The sequence below is a fragment of the Halorubrum aidingense JCM 13560 genome (genome assembly GCF_000336995.1).
GTDB classification, from domain to species: Archaea; Halobacteriota; Halobacteria; order Halobacteriales; family Haloferacaceae; genus Halorubrum; species Halorubrum aidingense.
Genome location: NZ_AOJI01000025.1, coordinates 40,300 through 55,749, shown reverse-complemented (window position 1 = coordinate 55,749; position 15,450 = coordinate 40,300). Strand labels below are relative to the sequence as shown.

The window sequence follows — 15,450 nt, the reverse complement described above, 5'->3', positions numbered from 1 at the left end:
TCTGGTATGCACGAGGAACGCGAGGTCGTCGTCCTCCGGTACGGTCATCGGCCGGGCCGCGACGACCGCATGACGACGCACGTCGGGCTCACCGCCCGCGCGCTCGGCGCGGATCGGGTCGTCTTCCCCGATAACGCCGGGCAGTCGGCGGAGACGGTGCGGGACATCACCGACCGGTTCGGCGGCCCGTTCGCGGTCGAACTCCGCGGAGACCAGAAAGCGATCGTCCGCGACTGGGCGGGCGTCGTCGTGCACCTCACGATGTACGGCGAGCGGGTCCAAGACGTGGAAGACGAGGTCCGATCGGCCGTGAACGCCGACGACGAGGACCTCCTCGTCGTCGTGGGAGGTGAGAAGGTGCCGTGGGCGCTGTACGAGCGCGCCGACTTCAACGTCGGCGTGACGAACCAGCCGCACTCGGAGGTCGCCGGGCTCGCCGTCTTCCTCGACCGGCTCTTCGAGGGCGACGAGCTGGAGCGCGAGTGGACCGACGCCGACCGCCGAGTCGTGCCCGAGGCGACCGGGAAGACGGTCGTCGACGCCGGTGACGATGTCGGCGACGAGTCCGGAGATGCAGCCGACGAGTCGGCCGACTGATCACTCGACGTCGCGGTCGACGATCTCCGGCGTCCCGCTCAGGATGCCGCGCAACCCCGACATCGGCTCGCCGACCGTGACGCCGTCTTCCGTAATTTGGAACTCCCGGATCGTCCGCTCGAAGTCGCTTGTCCGCTTTTTCAACACCCCGATCGCCTTGCGCATCTCGCCGTCGACTTCGAGGTGCCGCAGGAAGACGATGTTGTCGGCGAGGTAGCTGATGTTCTCGACGGTCGCCTGAAACGGCCCGGTAATGGCTCGCGTCTCGTCGACGAAGATCCCCGTCACACCCGTGTTCTTGAGGTATCGACCCAGCGCGTGTAGCTGTTGGAGCAGCATCCCGTCCGCGCCGCGAAGCGTCAGGCGGTACCCGGCGATCCCGTCGACCAGCACGATGTCGGCGCCGCGCTCCTCGACCTCCTCGCGGACCATTCTGGCGAACTCCTGTGGCGACCGGTCGAGCGCCTCCACCTCGTTCACCTGCAGCGTCCCCTTCTCGATCATCCGATCGACCGGGATGCCGACCGCCCGAGACCGGGCGAGGAACGTCTGTTTGGTCTCCTCGAACAGGTAGATGACGGAGCGCTCGCCGCGGCTCGCCGCCTCCTTCATGAACTGCGTGCTCAGCGTCGTCTTCCCGACGCCCGTCGGTCCGCTGACGATGCTGATCGTCCCGCGCTCGATCCCGCCGTCGAGCAGGGCGTCGATCTCGTCGACGCCCGAGGAGATCTGTTCGAACTCGAACTCGCCGGTGTGCGTTCCGGGGCGGAGCGCCGGGTACACCTCGATTCCCGCGTCGGTGACGCGATAGGCGTGCTCGCCGTTCTGCGTCCCCGATCCGCGGAACTTCGGCACGGAGACCGTCTTCCCGTACTCCGCGGCGCCGAGCCGGATCGTCCCGTCCGTGATGAACTCGAGGTCGTCCGTCGGCAGCGTGGCGGTGTTCTGAACGGTGAACACGACCGTCGCGTCTCGGTCCGTCAGGAACCGCATGAACCCGACGACGTGCTTGCGGAACTGGTAGTCGTCCGAGAGGAGGTATCGCAGCTGTGTCAGCGGATCGACGACGACGCGGTCGGGGTCCACCGCGGTGACTCCCTCCACGATCCGCTCGGTGAGCGACTCCCCTTCGACCTCGGCGGGAGCGAACACGTCGTACGATTGGTCGTCGGTGAACACGTCCGCGCCCGGGCTCAGGTCGAGGAACTCGATGGCGTCCGTGTCGAATCCGAGGGCCGCTGCGTTCGCCGTGAGATCGCGGACGTCCTCTTCCAAGTTGATGAACAGCGCCGTTTCACCCGCGTCGACGCCCGCCTGGAGGAAGTGCAGGCTCGCGATCGTCTTCCCGCTGCCGGCTCGACCGCGTATCATGTAGCTNCCCGCGTCGACGCCCGCCTGGAGGAAGTGCAGGCTCGCGATCGTCTTCCCGCTGCCGGCTCGACCGCGTATCATGTAGCTCCGCTCCGCGATGAGTCCCCCCGACAGAATCTCGTCGAGTCCCGGGATGCCGGTCGAGACCCGACCGGCGAGTGTCGATGCCATGCTCACCGATTCACCCGCAGAATCATTAATGATGGGTAACGCTTAGTGGCCGCGCGTTCTCCGCCAACGTGAATGGACCCCGGCTCCGGAGAGACCAACGACGACGACGCTCCTGGCGAGTCGCCCGTCTCCGGTGGACCGTTCGCCCTCGACGGCGAGCGCATCCTCCTGTTCATGCGGCCGGGACGAAACCGCGATCTGTTGGTCGAGACGCTGTCAGACCACTATGCGGTCGACGCGACGACGGACGTGGGAGCGCTCGAGTCGACGTTCGACTGCTGCGTCTTCGACGCCCGCGAGTTCAACCGGGTCGCGGGGACCATCCAACCCAGGCGGGCGCTGTCGTCACCCGTCTTCCTCCCGTTCGTCCTGCTCGTCGGCGACCGATCGGTCGCGCCCGCGACGGACAACGCGTGGGAGTACGTCGACGAGGTGATCGACATGCCGGTGCGAAAGACCGCGCTCCGGTCGCGGATCGCGAACCTCGTCGAGCGGCGCCGGACCTCCCTCCGGCTCGCCGAGCGCGAGCGAAAGCTCGCGGACACTGTCGAGGACCTCCGGCTGAAAGAGCGGGCGATGGACGAGGCCCCCGTCGGTATCACGATCGCCGAGTCCGGCGACGGTGAGAACCCGTTGGTGTACGCGAACGCCGAGTTCGAGGCGCTCACCGGCTACGGCCCCGAGATATTCGGCACCGACTGTCGGTTTCTACAGGGCGAGGAGACGGACCCCGACACGCGGGCGACGCTCCGCGAGGCGATCGACGCCGAGCGACCGGTCTCCGTCGACATCCTGAACTACCGACGGAACGGTCAGAAGTTCTGGAACCGCCTCACCGTCGCTCCGATCCGCGACGGCGACGGGACGGTCACTCACTACGTCGGGTTCCAGACGGACATCACGGACCGGAAGATCCGCGAACGCCGGCTGGAGGTGATGAGTCGTGTGCTCAACCACAACCTCCGAAACAAGATGAACCTCGTCGACGGGTACACGGAGCTACTCCGCCGAACGCTGTCCGACCGTGACCTCGACGACGAGGGACTCCGACGGCCGCTCGACGTGATCGCCGAGACGATCGACGATCTGCTGGGCCTCGCCGAAGCGGTCCGCAAGATCGACCGCACCCTCTCGGACGCCGCGGCGGAACCGGCCGTCGACCTGCGCGACAGCCTCGCCGACATCGTGGACCGGATGGCCGACCGCTACCCCGAGGCGACCGTCGAACTATCGTTTTCCGACTGGCTCGCACCGGCCGACGACTCCACTGGCGCCGACGAGTTCGACGATGCGGGCGACGCCGGGACGCCCCTTCGCGTGGCGGTGACCGGACTCGAAACCGCGATCGAGGAGGGCGTCGAGAACGCCGTCAAACACAACGACGGCCCGCATCCGAGCGTCGCGATCCGCGTCGAGCGACCCGCGCCGGACTGGGTCGCGATCGAGATCGAAGACGACGGGCCCGGGATCCCGGACCACGAGACCCGCGTGCTCGAGCACGGCGAGACCTCGCTGACCCACGCCGACCGGCTCGGCATCTGGCTGATGTACTGGGTCGTCAACAAGGCCGGCGGCGAGTTTTCCGTGTCGACCGGCGACACCGGGACCACGCTCCGGCTCGCCGTCCCCGTCGACCCCTGACGGCTACCGCGCTCGGTCACGGCACTTCGCTACAGCGCCCGCTTCGAGCGGAGCCGCGCGAGCCGCACGCGGGCCTCCTGCCGGCTCGTTCCCCGCACTCGACCCGTCTCGCCGTCCGCCATCGAGACGAGCGAGAGCCGGTCCAAAAGCGGCGGCCAGTCGGCCGCTCCGGCGGCGTCACTCGCGAACGCGACCGCGTTGCCGAGCCCGTCTCGCTCGGCGGTCCCGACCCGCGCGACCGTCGCGTCCGCGTCTCGACGCCCGCCGGCGACGTAGAGGCGGTCGCCGACGGCCGCCGGGAGCCAGGCGGGGAGGAGCAGGAGCCAGAGTGCGACCCCGGCGACCGTGTACGCCCACGAGGGGACCCGGTTCCGCTCCGGCTCGTACCCGTGGATCCTGTTGACTCGCCGGTCGGCCGCGGTGCGGTCGTCGCGCCGCCCGACGAGGAGCGTCGCCAGCAGCGCCACCGTCTCGACGAGCGCCAGCGCCGGGATGAGCGCGGTCGTCACCGCCGCCTGTCGAGTTCGGATCTGTACCAGCGCGTGCCGGAGCGCGGCGTCCCGGTCGTCCTGCGGGAGGGCGAGCAGTCGCGTCGAGACGACGAGCCGAGAGCCGCGGTAGCCGTCGACGGCGGCGACGTTGGCCGCGTCGGCGCGGACGACGGTGACGGCGGGCGCGTCGACCCCGACCTCCGCGGCGAGGGTCGACACGCGGTCCGCGAGGAAGTCGGCCGGTCGGTCGTCGAGGTCGGCCGTCGGGAGCCGCGCGATCCGCCGGTCGACGACGATCGGTCCGAGGAGGGCCGAGCCGCCGAGACCGACGACGACGGCCGCGACCGCCCCGCCGAGCGCGCCCGGTCCGGCGACGGCGAGGCCACGGGGGCCGAGGAGCGCGAAGGCCGTCACGAGCGGGAGCGCGGCGATACCGACCGGAACCGCGAGGAGCGCGAGGGCGCCGATCGCTCGCCGACCTCGTGCCGTCGCGGGTTCCGTCATACGCACCAGTGGTGACACACGCGGCCTAAAGCTTTGCCGGAGGCGCCCGCGGGCGGATTGTGGGTCCTTTCGGAGCTTTTAACCCGATTCCACCACCAATTTCGGGTAATGGCTTTTGAGGATCTACTGAACGACCCCGTCATCCAAAAGTACCTCCACGAGCTGGTGGGGCCGACGGGGATGCCGGTCGCGGCCGCGCCGCCCGACGGCGAGGTCACCGACGAAGAGCTGGCGGAGGACCTCGGGCTGGAGCTCAACGACGTCCGTCGCGCGCTGTTCATCCTGTACGAGAACGACCTCGCCACCTACCGACGGGTGCGCGACGAGGACTCGGGATGGCTGACGTACCTGTGGACGTTCCACTACGACAACATCCCGGAGAATCTCGAAGAGGAGATGTACCGCCTGCTCGACGCCTTAGAAGAGCGCGAAGAGTACGAGCGCACCCACGAGTTCTACCTCTGTGAGGTGTGTTCGATCCGCTTCGAATTCGGCGAGGCGATGGACTTCGGCTTCGAGTGTCCCGAGTGCGGCTCCCCGGTCGAGGCGATGGACAACGACCGGCTCCGCGAGGCGATGGGCCGCCGAGTCGAGGAGCTCCGAGACGAACTCAACGTGGACGTGACCGGATAATGGTCGTCCTCGCAACCAAGTGCTACGTGGAGGGCGACGCTCGCGACCGCGCGCTCGACGGCATGCACTCGCTCGTCGGCAACGACATCGGCGAACTGACCGTCGACTGGCAGGTCGGCGTCCGCGACGACGACTTCGTCCAGGTGGACGTGACCGGAGAAGACGCCGAAGTCGCCCGCAACGTCCTCGCGGAGACGTGGGGCGAAATCGTCGCTCACGACGAGGGGCTGACGGCCGGCGAAGAGTACGTCGGCACCCTCGAATCGTGGGACGACGACGGGTTCGTCCTCGACGCCGGCGTCGACGTGCCGATCCCCGCCGACGAGATCGGACTCGGTCGGGGATCGCCGGCGCAGGTCGTCGAGCGGTTCGGGCTGGTCCAGCACCTTCCCGTGCGGTTCGTCTACGGCGGCGACGCCGGCGACCCGGACGCGGAGCCGAGCCGGCTGGCGGACGCGGAGCGCGACCGCCTGTACGACTGGCAGCGCGGTGACGGCCGGGTCAACGTCAACTCGGCGACCCGCGGCGAGGTCCGCGCGACGGTGAACCGCGCCGGACACGCCCAAGACATCATCACCGTCGAGCGGCTGGGGCTGCTCGAACAGAGCATCGTCTGTACCGAGAACACCGACCCGCCGGGGCTGCTGGCTTCCATCGGCTCGTACCTCCCGGCCGAGATGCGGTGTGTCGTCTGAGGTGAGCTGACCCCGTGAACCGACGCCTCGTCTTCGCGACGGCCCTCGTCGTCCTCCTCGTCGCCAGCGCCGGCTGTCTCACGTACATCAACGACGGCGGCGAAGTCGCCAACGAGACGCTCGACGTCGACCCGCCCCGCGAGTACGACTTCGCGTCCGACCGCGACGCGGCCTTCGAGCTGTCGACGGATACGCAGTACACGGCGGTGTACAACGCCTCCGCGATCGACGAACTCAGGCTGTACCGACAGACGCCGTACGCCGGCGATCAGCCCCTTGAGTTCGAGGCGTTCCGCTACCAGTACTCCGACGGCGAGGTGATCAACGGCAGCGAGTTCCGCGCTCGCGGCGGCGAGATCGACCGGACCCCCGACGAGACGTGGATCCGGTTCGCCGACGACATGGAGGGCGGCAAGCTGGCGTTCACGGCCGACGGCTCGCCGCGCCGGTTCACCACGCTCACGTACGTCGAGGGGTCGTACGCGGTGACGCTGCCCGAGGGATTCAGCACCGACGTGCCGATCGTCGGCCACGTCTCGCCGCGTGACCACGAGATCGAGACGGTCGACGGCCGCGACCGGATCACGTGGGACTCGGTGACGAGCGGCTCCGTCGTGGTCCAGTCGTACCGCGAGACGGACCTCGTCGTCTTCGGCGTGATCCTCGTCATCGCGGTCGCGGCCGCGATCGCCGGCACCGTCTACTTCCGGCGGCAGCTCGAGGAGCTCCGCGAGCGGCGCCGCGATCTGGGCCTCGGCGTGTACGAGGACGACGACGAGTAGAGCGCGGGACGGTCCTCAGACCGGCCCTCCGACTCCCCGCCGCCTCAGTATCCCAGTCTCTCAGCGTCCCAGCGTCCTTTTGAACGCGCGACCCCTTATCCCGGTATGAACGTTGCCATCGTCACCGTCGGGAACGAACTCCTCGTCGGCGACACTGAAAACACGAACGCGACGTGGCTCTGCGATCGCCTCGACGATCGCGGGGTCTCCGTCCGCCGAGTGACCGTCGTCCCGGACGAGGTCGCCGAGATCGCGAGAGTCGTCAACGAGTACTACGCCGAGTACGACGCCGTGATCGTCACCGGCGGCCTCGGACCGACCCACGACGACGTGACGATGGCGGCCGTCGCCGCCGCGTTCGGCCGGGAGTTGGTGGAAAACGAGGAGGCGGCCGCGTGGCTCGCCGAGCGGGGCTACAGCGCGGACGACCTCACCGCGGAGACGACGCACCTCCCGGCGGACTGCCGGCCGCTCGCGAACGAGCCCGGGGTCGCGCCCGGCGCGGTCGTCGAGTCGGTGTACGTGCTGCCGGGCGTACCGACGGAGATGAAAGCGATGTTCGAGTCGGTCGCCGACGAGTTCAACGGGACGCCGACGCACACCGTCACGGTCGACGTCGACGAGCCGGAGAGCGCGCTCTTAGCGCGGTTCGCGGAACTGCAGGAGACGTTCGACGTGAGCGTCGGCTCGTATCCGGGCGAGAGCGTCCGGGTGAAGATCACGGCGGCGACCGCCGCGGAGGCGGAGCGCGCCGCCGAGTGGGTCCGCGAGCGATCGGTGCTGGTCGACGCGGATCAGCGGTAGAGGTACGCGACCCACACGGCGACGAGCGCGAGGCTCGCGACGAGCACGACGGTGGCGGTCGCGTTGATCGGGAGCGTCTCGGTCGGGGCGACTTCGAGGATCATGAATCGGGGTTGTTCTGGGGGCGTCTTAAGTATTGATTGTCCGGCGGTTCGGGCGGGATTCCGCCTCGCCGACGGGACGCGTCTCGCTTAAGTTGCGGCCCTCGAAGGGTGACGCATGCACGTCGGCTTCGTACTGAACCCGGTCGCCGGGATGGGCGGTCGCGTGGGGCTCAAAGGGACCGACGGGAAAGTCGCGGAGGCGATCGCCCGGGGTGCCGAACCGCGCGCGCCGGACCGGGCGCGCCGGGCGCTGGAGCGACTCGCGGTCGTCGCGCCCGACACGACCGTTTCGACCGCGGCGGACCCGATGGGCGAGCGACTCGTCCGGGCGGCCGGGTTCGACCCGGCTCGGGTCGTCGACCCGTTCGGGTCGTCCGAGTCGGCCGACCCGCCGGCGCCGACGGCGACGACCGCCGAGCACACCGCGCGCGTCGTCGAGGCGTTCGTCGGCGCCGGTGGAGACGCGGGCGCCGACGGCGACGGCGGTGCCGACAGTTCTGCTCCCGTCGATCTCGTGCTCTTCGTCGGCGGCGACGGCACCGCGACGGACGTGGCGTCGGCGCTGGAGCGGGCGGGCGCCTCGGTCCCGATGCTCGGCGTGCCCGCCGGCGTCAAGGTGTACTCCTCGGTGTTCGCCGTCTCGCCGGAGGACGCCGCGGAGATCGCGGCGACCTTCTCGCGGACGGAGCGCCGCGAGGTGATGGACATCGACGAGGACGCCTACCGGGAGGGCGAGGTCCGCCCGGAGCTTCGAGCGGTCGCGCACGTCCCCGTCGCCGACGACCTGCAGTCGTCGAAACAGACCGCGAGCGGCACCGTCGAGTCGCTCGCCGAGGGCGTCGCCGACGACATCCGCGAGCGCGAGGGGGAGGGCGTCACGTTCGTGCTCGGCCCGGGGTCGACCGTCGGCGCGATCAAGGCGGCGCTCGGGTTCGAGCCCTCTCCGATCGGCGTCGACGTGTGGCGCGACGGCGAGGTGATCGTTCGGGACGGCACCGAGGCCGAGATCCTCGCGGCGCTCGACGAGGAGAACGTGATCGTCGTCTCCCCGATCGGCGGGCAGGGGTTCGTGTTCGGTCGGGGCAACCCGCAGCTATCGCCGGCGGTGATCCGGCAGTGCGACGTGCGGATCGTCGCCTCGCGGGCGAAACTCGACGACGTGCGGGCGCTTCGGGTGGACACCGACGACCCGGACCTCGACGCCGAGCTGTCCGGGTGGGTGCGCGTCCGCGTCGGCAAGTTCGAGACGCGGATGATGAAGATCGTGTGAGGGATCGTATGGGCGTTCGTGCGAGCGGCCGTTTATAAGACGTTGTCGGCGACGGCGCGATGAACACCGCTACCGCCCGCCCTGCAACCGCCCGCAACCGCCCGCAACCGCCAGCGCCCGCTCCGCACCTCACGCCTCCCCAGCCTCGTCGGACCGGCGCAACTGCGCCGGTCCGACTCCCTCGCGCTCGGTTCGCGCCGCGTTGCGGCGCTCACCGGAGCGCGCCGACAGCACCCTTTGTCGTTGGCTGCGCGTCATTGACTGCGAATCGTTCACTTATAAAGGACTGCTGCCGTCGCTCTCGGTTGTTTATATACCGTGTCGCTGGCGGCGGTTCGCGCCGCGTCGTCGGAACGCTACTCGTCCAACACGACCGAGCCCTGCCCGATCCGGGTCTGGTAGGCGCGGGCGTCGATCCCGGCGTCGGCGAAGGCGTCGAGCATCGCGGCGGCGACCCCGCGACGGTCGCCGTCGCGACAGACCGAGATGATCGCGGGGCCGGCGCCGCTGACGGTGACGCCCGCGGCGCCGGCGTCGAAGGCGGCGCGCCGCACGTCGTCGTACCCCGTGATCAGGCGCGCGCGCTCGGGGGTGACGATCGGGTCGTTCATACCGGCGCCGACGAGGTCGGGGTCGGAGCGACACATCCCGACCGCGAGCGTCGCGGCGTTGCCGACCGTCTCGACGAGCGCGTCCATCGAGGCGGTCTCGGGGACGACGCGCCGGGCGTCGCGCGTGGAGACGGCGACGTCGGGGAGACAGACGACGATGGGGATGGCGGCGTCGACCGAGTGGGTCTCCTCGGTCGTCGTCACCGTGAACCCGCCGAGGATCGAGGGCGCGACGTTATCGGAGTGCGCGACGCCCGAGACGACCGCCTCGCCCTCGGCGGCGATCGGCACCAACTCGGAGCGGGAGAGCCCCCGGTCGTACAGCCGGTTGAGCGCGACCGCGGCGCCGGCGGCGCTGGCCGCCGAGGAGCCGAGCCCGGACGCCGGGCGCACGCCCTTGTCGATGTGGATGCGGGCGGGCGCGTCGAGGGCCTCGACGACCGCGCCGACCGTGTTCTTCTCGGGGTCCTCCGGAATGTACTGCGCGCCGACGCCGGTGACCTCGATCGTCGTCTCCGCCGCCTTCTCGACGGTGACGACGTCCGCCGGTCGAGAGAGGGCCGCCCCGAACACGTCGAACCCGCTGCCGAGGTTCGCGCTCGTGGCGGGTGCCCGTACCGTGACCATGGCGACCAGTGTTGCCCGGAGTGCAAAAAGGAGCGGGATCGAACAACGCGAGTGGTATCGTCGGCCGTGAGACGGATTCGCGCACGAGACGCCGGCCCGTGGGTATCGGGCGCACGGGACGTGGCTGTTTAAAAAGCGGACTCACGCGACAGCCGGCGCGACCGACCGGAGCGGTGGCTGGGGGTGGAAACGCGACGGCGCGCGAACGGGCGCGCCACAGGATCTGCGAACGGCTCTCGACGAAGTCTCCGAGTTCGGTCCGGTCGGCCGCGACCGGACGGATCGACGGGCGATCGGGCCGATCTCAGCTGTCGGCCATCGTCCACAACAGCGCGCCGATGAGCACGAGCGGGATGCCGAGGAGGATGAACGTCGGCGGCATCGTCGTGTTCGGTGCGATGATGAAGATCACGCCGAAGCCGGCGAACACGGACGCGATCACCTTCTGGGACTTCAGCGGCGCGGCGCCCAGAAGCGAGACGACGAACCCGAGCAGTAAGACGTGCCCGAGGTGGTAATCGAGCAGGAACGTGTCGATGAACAGCGGCGAGAGCATTCTTGTCCGAACGTCCGAGGGATTCGCGCATTAAAGTTCCGTTTCGCGTGGCGTTTCCGCGGCCGACTGTTCGGCGATCCGACCCTCGTCCTTATAAGTCCCGTCCGGGAAACCACGGATCGTGCGACTCGTTCAGGTCATGATTCCGGCGGGGAAGCGCGCGGCCGTGGTCCGAGCGCTCGACGAGCTCGGGGTGGACTACGTCGTCACCGACGAGACGAGCGGCCGCGAGTACACCGCCGTCGCGACGTTTCCGCTGCCGACCGCGGCGGTCGAGCCGGTCCTCGAACGGCTCCGCGAGGCCGGGATCGACGAGCGGACCTACACGGTTATCGTCGCCGCGGAGACCGTGATTTCCCGCCGGTTTGAGGCGCTCGAAGACGAGTACGAGGAGGACGCCGAGCGCGGCGGCGACCGGATCTCCCGCGAGGAGCTGCAGGCGAAGGCCGACGATCTCGCCTCGGGGCTCGGAACCTACGTCTTGATGACGGTGATCTCCGCCGTGATCGCGACGGCGGGGCTGCTCCTCGACTCGCCGGCGACCGTCGTCGGATCGATGGTCATCGCCCCGCTGATCGGCCCGGCGATGTCGGCCGCGATCGGTACCGTCGTCGACGACGAGACGCTGTTCCGCCGGGGCGTGCGGATGCAGGTGCTCGGCGTCGCCGTCGCCGTCGTCGCCGCGACCGCTTTCGCGTTCGCGCTCCGCACGCTCGCGTTCGTCCCGCCCGGACTCGACCCGCTCGAACTCGCCGAGGTGTCCGAGCGGCTCGCGCCCAACGTCCTCGTGTTGGTGGTCGCGATCGGCGCCGGGATCGCCGGCATCGTCTCGCTGATGACGGGCGTCTCCGCGACGCTCGTGGGCGTGATGATCGCCGTGGCCCTCATCCCGCCGGCGGCCGCGGTCGGCATCGGCGTCGCCTTCGCGATCCCTCGGCTCGTCCTCGGCGCGGGAGTGATCGTCGCGGTCAACGTGCTCTCGATCAACCTCTCGGCGCTGGTCGTGTTGTGGTACGAGGGGTACCGACCGCAACGCTGGTTCCGCGAGGAGGAGGCGCGCGCCGCGTTCGTGAAGCGAGCCGCCGTTCTCATCGCCGCAATCGCGCTGCTCTCGGTGTTCCTCGGCGGCGTCACCTACGAGTCGTACGTCGCGTCGACGACCGAGGAGGACATCCGCACCGCCGTCGGCGACGAGCTGGCGGCGCTCGACGCCGACGCGGAACTGATGGAACTGGACGTCGAACGGAGCGGGACGGTCCCGCCGCTGGAGACCGAACGCGTGGTGATTACGGTGGGCGTGCCTCCCGACGCCACCGTCGAGGGGATCGCGGAGACGCTCGACCGGCGGATCGAGGCGGTGACCGGCGACGACGTTCGCGTCGAGGTGCGGATCATGCGCGTCGAGCGGGCTTGACTGCGTACTCGCACCGTTTCAAACGTTCGTCGAACGAATGTGTCTACAGGTGCTGAGATGCGGTCCTTCCGTTCGATATTATGCGAATATGCGCGCTTCTGCTCGACGGATCAAAGTGGAAGTACTTTTTATACTGGTCGTCCTTCGTTGAGGCAGTGACTGACGAATCTCGGCCCGAAGACGACTCGATGCGGGAGGTCGTCGAACGGTCTCGAAGCGGCGCACCGGCCGTCGGCGAGGCGGTTCGCGACCGTTTCTCGTCGGACGAAGTGTTCCAGCGGATCATCGCCGCTGCGGACGAGGAGGTGACCTCCGGCGGCCGCGAACTGTTCTTCAGCGGTCTCGCCGCCGGACTGGCTATCACGATCACCTTCATGCTGTACGCTTCGATGACCGCGTCGACGGATTACCACCCGATCTTGAGCGTTATCCTGTATCCGCTCGGGTTCATCTACATCATCATCGGCGGCTACCAGCTGTACACCGAGAACACGCTCCCGCCGGTGGCGCTCACGCTCGAACGGCTCGCCAGCCTGCCGACGCTGCTTCGTCACTGGAGTATCGTCCTCGCCGGGAACTTCGTCGGCGGCGCGTTCGGCGCGCTCGTCCTCTCGTACGGCGGGGTGTTCACCGGAGAGACGGTCGACGCCGCCATTTACGTCTCCAGCGGCGGCTTCGAGGTCGGCTTCTGGTCGCTGTTTTTCAAGGCCGCGATGGCCGGGTTGATCGTCGCCGGCGTCGTCTGGGTCGGATTCGCTTCCACGGACTCCGTGAGCCGGATGCTCGTGGTCTACCTCGCGTTCCTCGCGATCCCGCTCGGCGAACTGTACCACGTCGTCGTCTCGTTCACCGAGGTCCTGTTCTTGTTCTTTGAGGAGGGAATTCCGCTGTACGGCGCCGAGGTCAGCCTGTACACCGGCCTGTTCGAGTTCGTGCTACCGGTGCTGCTCGGGAACACGATCGGCGGGGTCGTGCTCGTCACGCTGGTGAACTACTTCCAGACGAGCGAACAGCGCCTCGAAGAGGCGCGCTTCGAGGGCGTGACCCGTCGGCTCACCGTGCCGGAGTGGGTGCTCGGGCGCGCCGCGGGACGGTCGTACGTCCCCATCCTGGACGCCACGGAGGCGACGCTGTTCGCCAACGAGGGCCACCGCATCATGGTGCCGATCACGAACCCGCGGACCGACGGCCCCATCGTCGAACTCGCGAGCCGGATCGCGAGCGACCACGAAGACGGACTCGTCCACATCGTCCACGTCGTGCAGGCGCCCGAGCGGATGTCGCTGTCGGCCGGCGCCGGGCGTATCGCCGACGCCTCTGCGGAGGGCATGACGGGACTCCGCGAGATCGCTGAGGGGTACGACATCGACGTCTCGACGTCGACGGTCGTCTCGCACCGCTCGTTCGAGGAAGTGTTCAACATGGCGCGCCGGACCCGCCCGGAGGCCGTGTTGATGGGCTGGGGCGACGATCAGCTGTGGAACGCCGCCCGCGCGGAGCGGCCTATCGACGAGCTCACCAACCAGCTCCCCTGCGACTTCCTCATCCTCAACGAGAGCGACCTCGACACCTCGCGGATCCTCCTCCCGACCTCCGGGGGCCCGGACTCGGCGCTCGGTGCGGAGGTCGCCAGCGTCCTCTCGCGGACGGCCGGCTCCGAAGTGACGCTGCTCCACGTCGTCGACGGACCGGAAAACCGCGCCGAGGGCGAGGGGTTCCTCACGGCGTGGGCCGCCGAACACGGTCTCAGTGACGCCGACCGGGTCGTCAACGACGGCGGCGACGTCGAGGAGGCCATCGTCGAGGAGGCGGCCGAGAGCACCCTCGTCATCATCGGCGCGACGGAGAAGGGGCTGCTCTCGCGGCTGGTGTCGAACTCGCTGCATCTCGACGTGCTCCACGACGTGGACTGTTCGGTGTTGCTCGCCGAGCGGCCGAGCAGTCGCTCGCTCCGCGACCGGCTGTTCGGGGCGGGCCGCTACGCGTCGGGATCGGTGAGCGGGACCGTCGAGCGAGACCCCGACAAGTCGAGCGGAGCCGACCTCTCCGAGACCGACGCCGCCGAGATCGGTTCCACGATCAACGAAGCGGACGAGTGGGTCGACGACACCGGCGACGCGAGCAACGCCGAACGCGACGCCGGGAGCGACGCCGAGAACGACACCGAGTCCCGCGCCGACGACGAACCGGCCCAGTCGGCCGTCATCACGGACCACGACGATCCGATCGAGGACGACGACGCGGTGAACGATGACGGCGAGGACGCCGACGCCGGGGACACCTCCGAGCGGAGAGACTGACGCTCCGCCCGCCGTCCCGCTGTCTCATCAATCCGGCGACGGACGATGACGCAAGCGATTCTTTGTGTTTCCGATGACGTATTGTCGACTCCCGACGACGGGTGTGTATGAACCGAACGCGAACGATAGGTGTGGTCGTCGGCGTCGCCCTGCTCGTTGGGCTCGCCGGCTGTGCGGGTATCGGCGGCTCGTCGGCGGATGCCGGCGTCGGCGGCGAGGCCGACCTCGAACGAAGTATCGACGTGAGCGCCGGCGGTGAGGCCGTCGGAGAGCCCGACAGGGCGACCCTCCGAGTGGCCGTCACCGCGACCGGCTCGACTCCGGAGGCGGTGCGCGACGACCTCGCGACCGGCGATAGTCGGCTCCGCGAGGCGCTGACCGAGTGGGGGCTCGACGAGGACGACATCCGGACCGATCGCTACGACGTCCGGGAGACCCACGAGTCGCGCGACGACCCCGATCGCGAGGCGTATCAGGGGATCCACCGGTACGCGATCGACGTCGACGACGTCGACGCGGTCGGCAGCGTCATCGACGTCACGGTCGACGCCGGCGCCGACGAGGTCCAGCAGATCCAGTTCGGACTGAGCGAGGAGCGCGAACGCGACGTCCGCGACGAGGCGTTGGAGAACGCGATGGCGAACGCCGACGCGGACGCCGAGACCCTCGCCGCCGCGAGCGACCTCGACGTGACCGGCGTCTATTCGGTGTCGACCGGGGACGCCAGCTGGACGCCCTACGCAGTGAGGGACGCGGCGGTGCTCGAGTCGGCCGACTCGGGCGGTGCGCCCGCCACGGGTATCGAGACCGGCGACGTGACCGTGCGGGTCACCGTCAACGTCGTCTACGGCGCCGAGGCCTGAGCAGCGGTCGGATCAG

At 69.2% G+C, this 15,450-nt stretch carries 14 protein-coding genes; 10 read left to right on the top strand and 4 right to left on the bottom strand.

The genetic code is table 11. The features are described from left to right. Positions 1 to 6 precede the first annotated feature (6 nt). Positions 7 to 597: a tRNA (cytidine(56)-2'-O)-methyltransferase gene (locus tag C461_RS09830; protein ID WP_008000816.1), complete on the top strand. Its 591-nt coding sequence runs from the start codon at positions 7 to 9 to the stop codon at positions 595 to 597. On the opposite strand, the gene C461_RS09825 is transcribed toward C461_RS09830, so the two are convergent. Continuing rightward, complete coding sequence (locus tag C461_RS09825; protein WP_008000811.1) at positions 598 to 2,139, bottom strand: ATPase domain-containing protein; 1,542 nt, start codon at positions 2,137 to 2,139, stop codon at positions 598 to 600. A 72-nt stretch (positions 2,140 to 2,211) separates the two neighbouring features. Here C461_RS09825 and C461_RS09820 point away from each other — a divergent pair, with 72 nt between their 5' ends. Continuing rightward, positions 2,212 to 3,780, top strand: coding sequence for a PAS domain-containing protein (locus C461_RS09820; protein WP_008000810.1), 1,569 nt, complete (start codon positions 2,212 to 2,214; stop codon positions 3,778 to 3,780). 29 nt (positions 3,781 to 3,809) lie between these two features. Here the strand turns inward: C461_RS09820 and C461_RS09815 are convergent, their stop codons facing one another. Further along, complete coding sequence (locus C461_RS09815) at positions 3,810 to 4,775, bottom strand: hypothetical protein (RefSeq protein WP_008000809.1); 966 nt, start codon at positions 4,773 to 4,775, stop codon at positions 3,810 to 3,812. 108 nt (positions 4,776 to 4,883) lie between these two features. On the opposite strand from C461_RS09815, the gene C461_RS09810 reads away from it, so the two are divergent. The 5 genes from C461_RS09810 to C461_RS09790 all read left to right on the top strand — a co-directional run bounded on the left by C461_RS09810 (position 4,884) and on the right by C461_RS09790 (position 9,063). After that, entirely contained in the window at positions 4,884 to 5,408 is a 525-nt protein-coding gene (locus C461_RS09810) for a transcription factor TFIIE subunit alpha (protein ID WP_008000808.1), read from the top strand. Continuing rightward, positions 5,408 to 6,103, top strand: coding sequence for a DUF2110 family protein (locus tag C461_RS09805; RefSeq protein ID WP_008000807.1), 696 nt, complete (start codon positions 5,408 to 5,410; stop codon positions 6,101 to 6,103). The genes C461_RS09810 and C461_RS09805 overlap by 1 nt, the downstream gene beginning before the upstream one ends. Positions 6,104 to 6,117: 14 nt before the next feature. After that, positions 6,118 to 6,885: a DUF5803 family protein gene (locus C461_RS09800; RefSeq protein WP_008000806.1), complete on the top strand. Its 768-nt coding sequence runs from the start codon at positions 6,118 to 6,120 to the stop codon at positions 6,883 to 6,885. A gap of 105 nt (positions 6,886 to 6,990) precedes the next feature. Next, the gene (locus tag C461_RS09795; protein WP_008000805.1) at positions 6,991 to 7,689 is read left to right on the top strand and encodes a competence/damage-inducible protein A; all 699 of its coding nucleotides are present in this window, start codon (positions 6,991 to 6,993) and stop codon (positions 7,687 to 7,689) included. A 219-nt stretch (positions 7,690 to 7,908) separates the two neighbouring features. Further along, a complete protein-coding gene (locus C461_RS09790; RefSeq protein WP_008000801.1) occupies positions 7,909 to 9,063 on the top strand; it encodes an ATP-NAD kinase family protein in 1,155 nt (384 codons plus the stop codon). 356 nt (positions 9,064 to 9,419) lie between these two features. Here C461_RS09790 and C461_RS09785 read toward each other — a convergent pair whose 3' ends face one another. Both C461_RS09785 and C461_RS09780 read right to left on the bottom strand, forming a co-directional pair. Further along, complete coding sequence (locus C461_RS09785) at positions 9,420 to 10,301, bottom strand: homoserine kinase (protein ID WP_008000799.1); 882 nt, start codon at positions 10,299 to 10,301, stop codon at positions 9,420 to 9,422. 304 nt (positions 10,302 to 10,605) lie between these two features. Next, complete coding sequence (locus C461_RS09780; protein ID WP_008000797.1) at positions 10,606 to 10,857, bottom strand: hypothetical protein; 252 nt, start codon at positions 10,855 to 10,857, stop codon at positions 10,606 to 10,608. Positions 10,858 to 10,996: 139 nt separating this feature from the next. Here C461_RS09780 and C461_RS09775 point away from each other — a divergent pair, with 139 nt between their 5' ends. From C461_RS09775 to C461_RS09765, 3 genes are all read left to right on the top strand, one after another. After that, entirely contained in the window at positions 10,997 to 12,271 is a 1,275-nt protein-coding gene (locus C461_RS09775) for a TIGR00341 family protein (RefSeq protein WP_008000795.1), read from the top strand. 155 nt (positions 12,272 to 12,426) lie between these two features. Beyond that, positions 12,427 to 14,571 carry a formate/nitrite transporter family protein gene (locus C461_RS09770; protein WP_008000792.1) on the top strand — a complete coding sequence of 715 codons (2,145 nt, stop codon included), beginning with the start codon at positions 12,427 to 12,429 and terminating at the stop codon, positions 14,569 to 14,571. Positions 14,572 to 14,678: 107 nt separating this feature from the next. Then, entirely contained in the window at positions 14,679 to 15,434 is a 756-nt protein-coding gene (locus tag C461_RS09765; protein WP_049906516.1) for an SIMPL domain-containing protein, read from the top strand. Positions 15,435 to 15,450 lie beyond the last annotated feature (16 nt).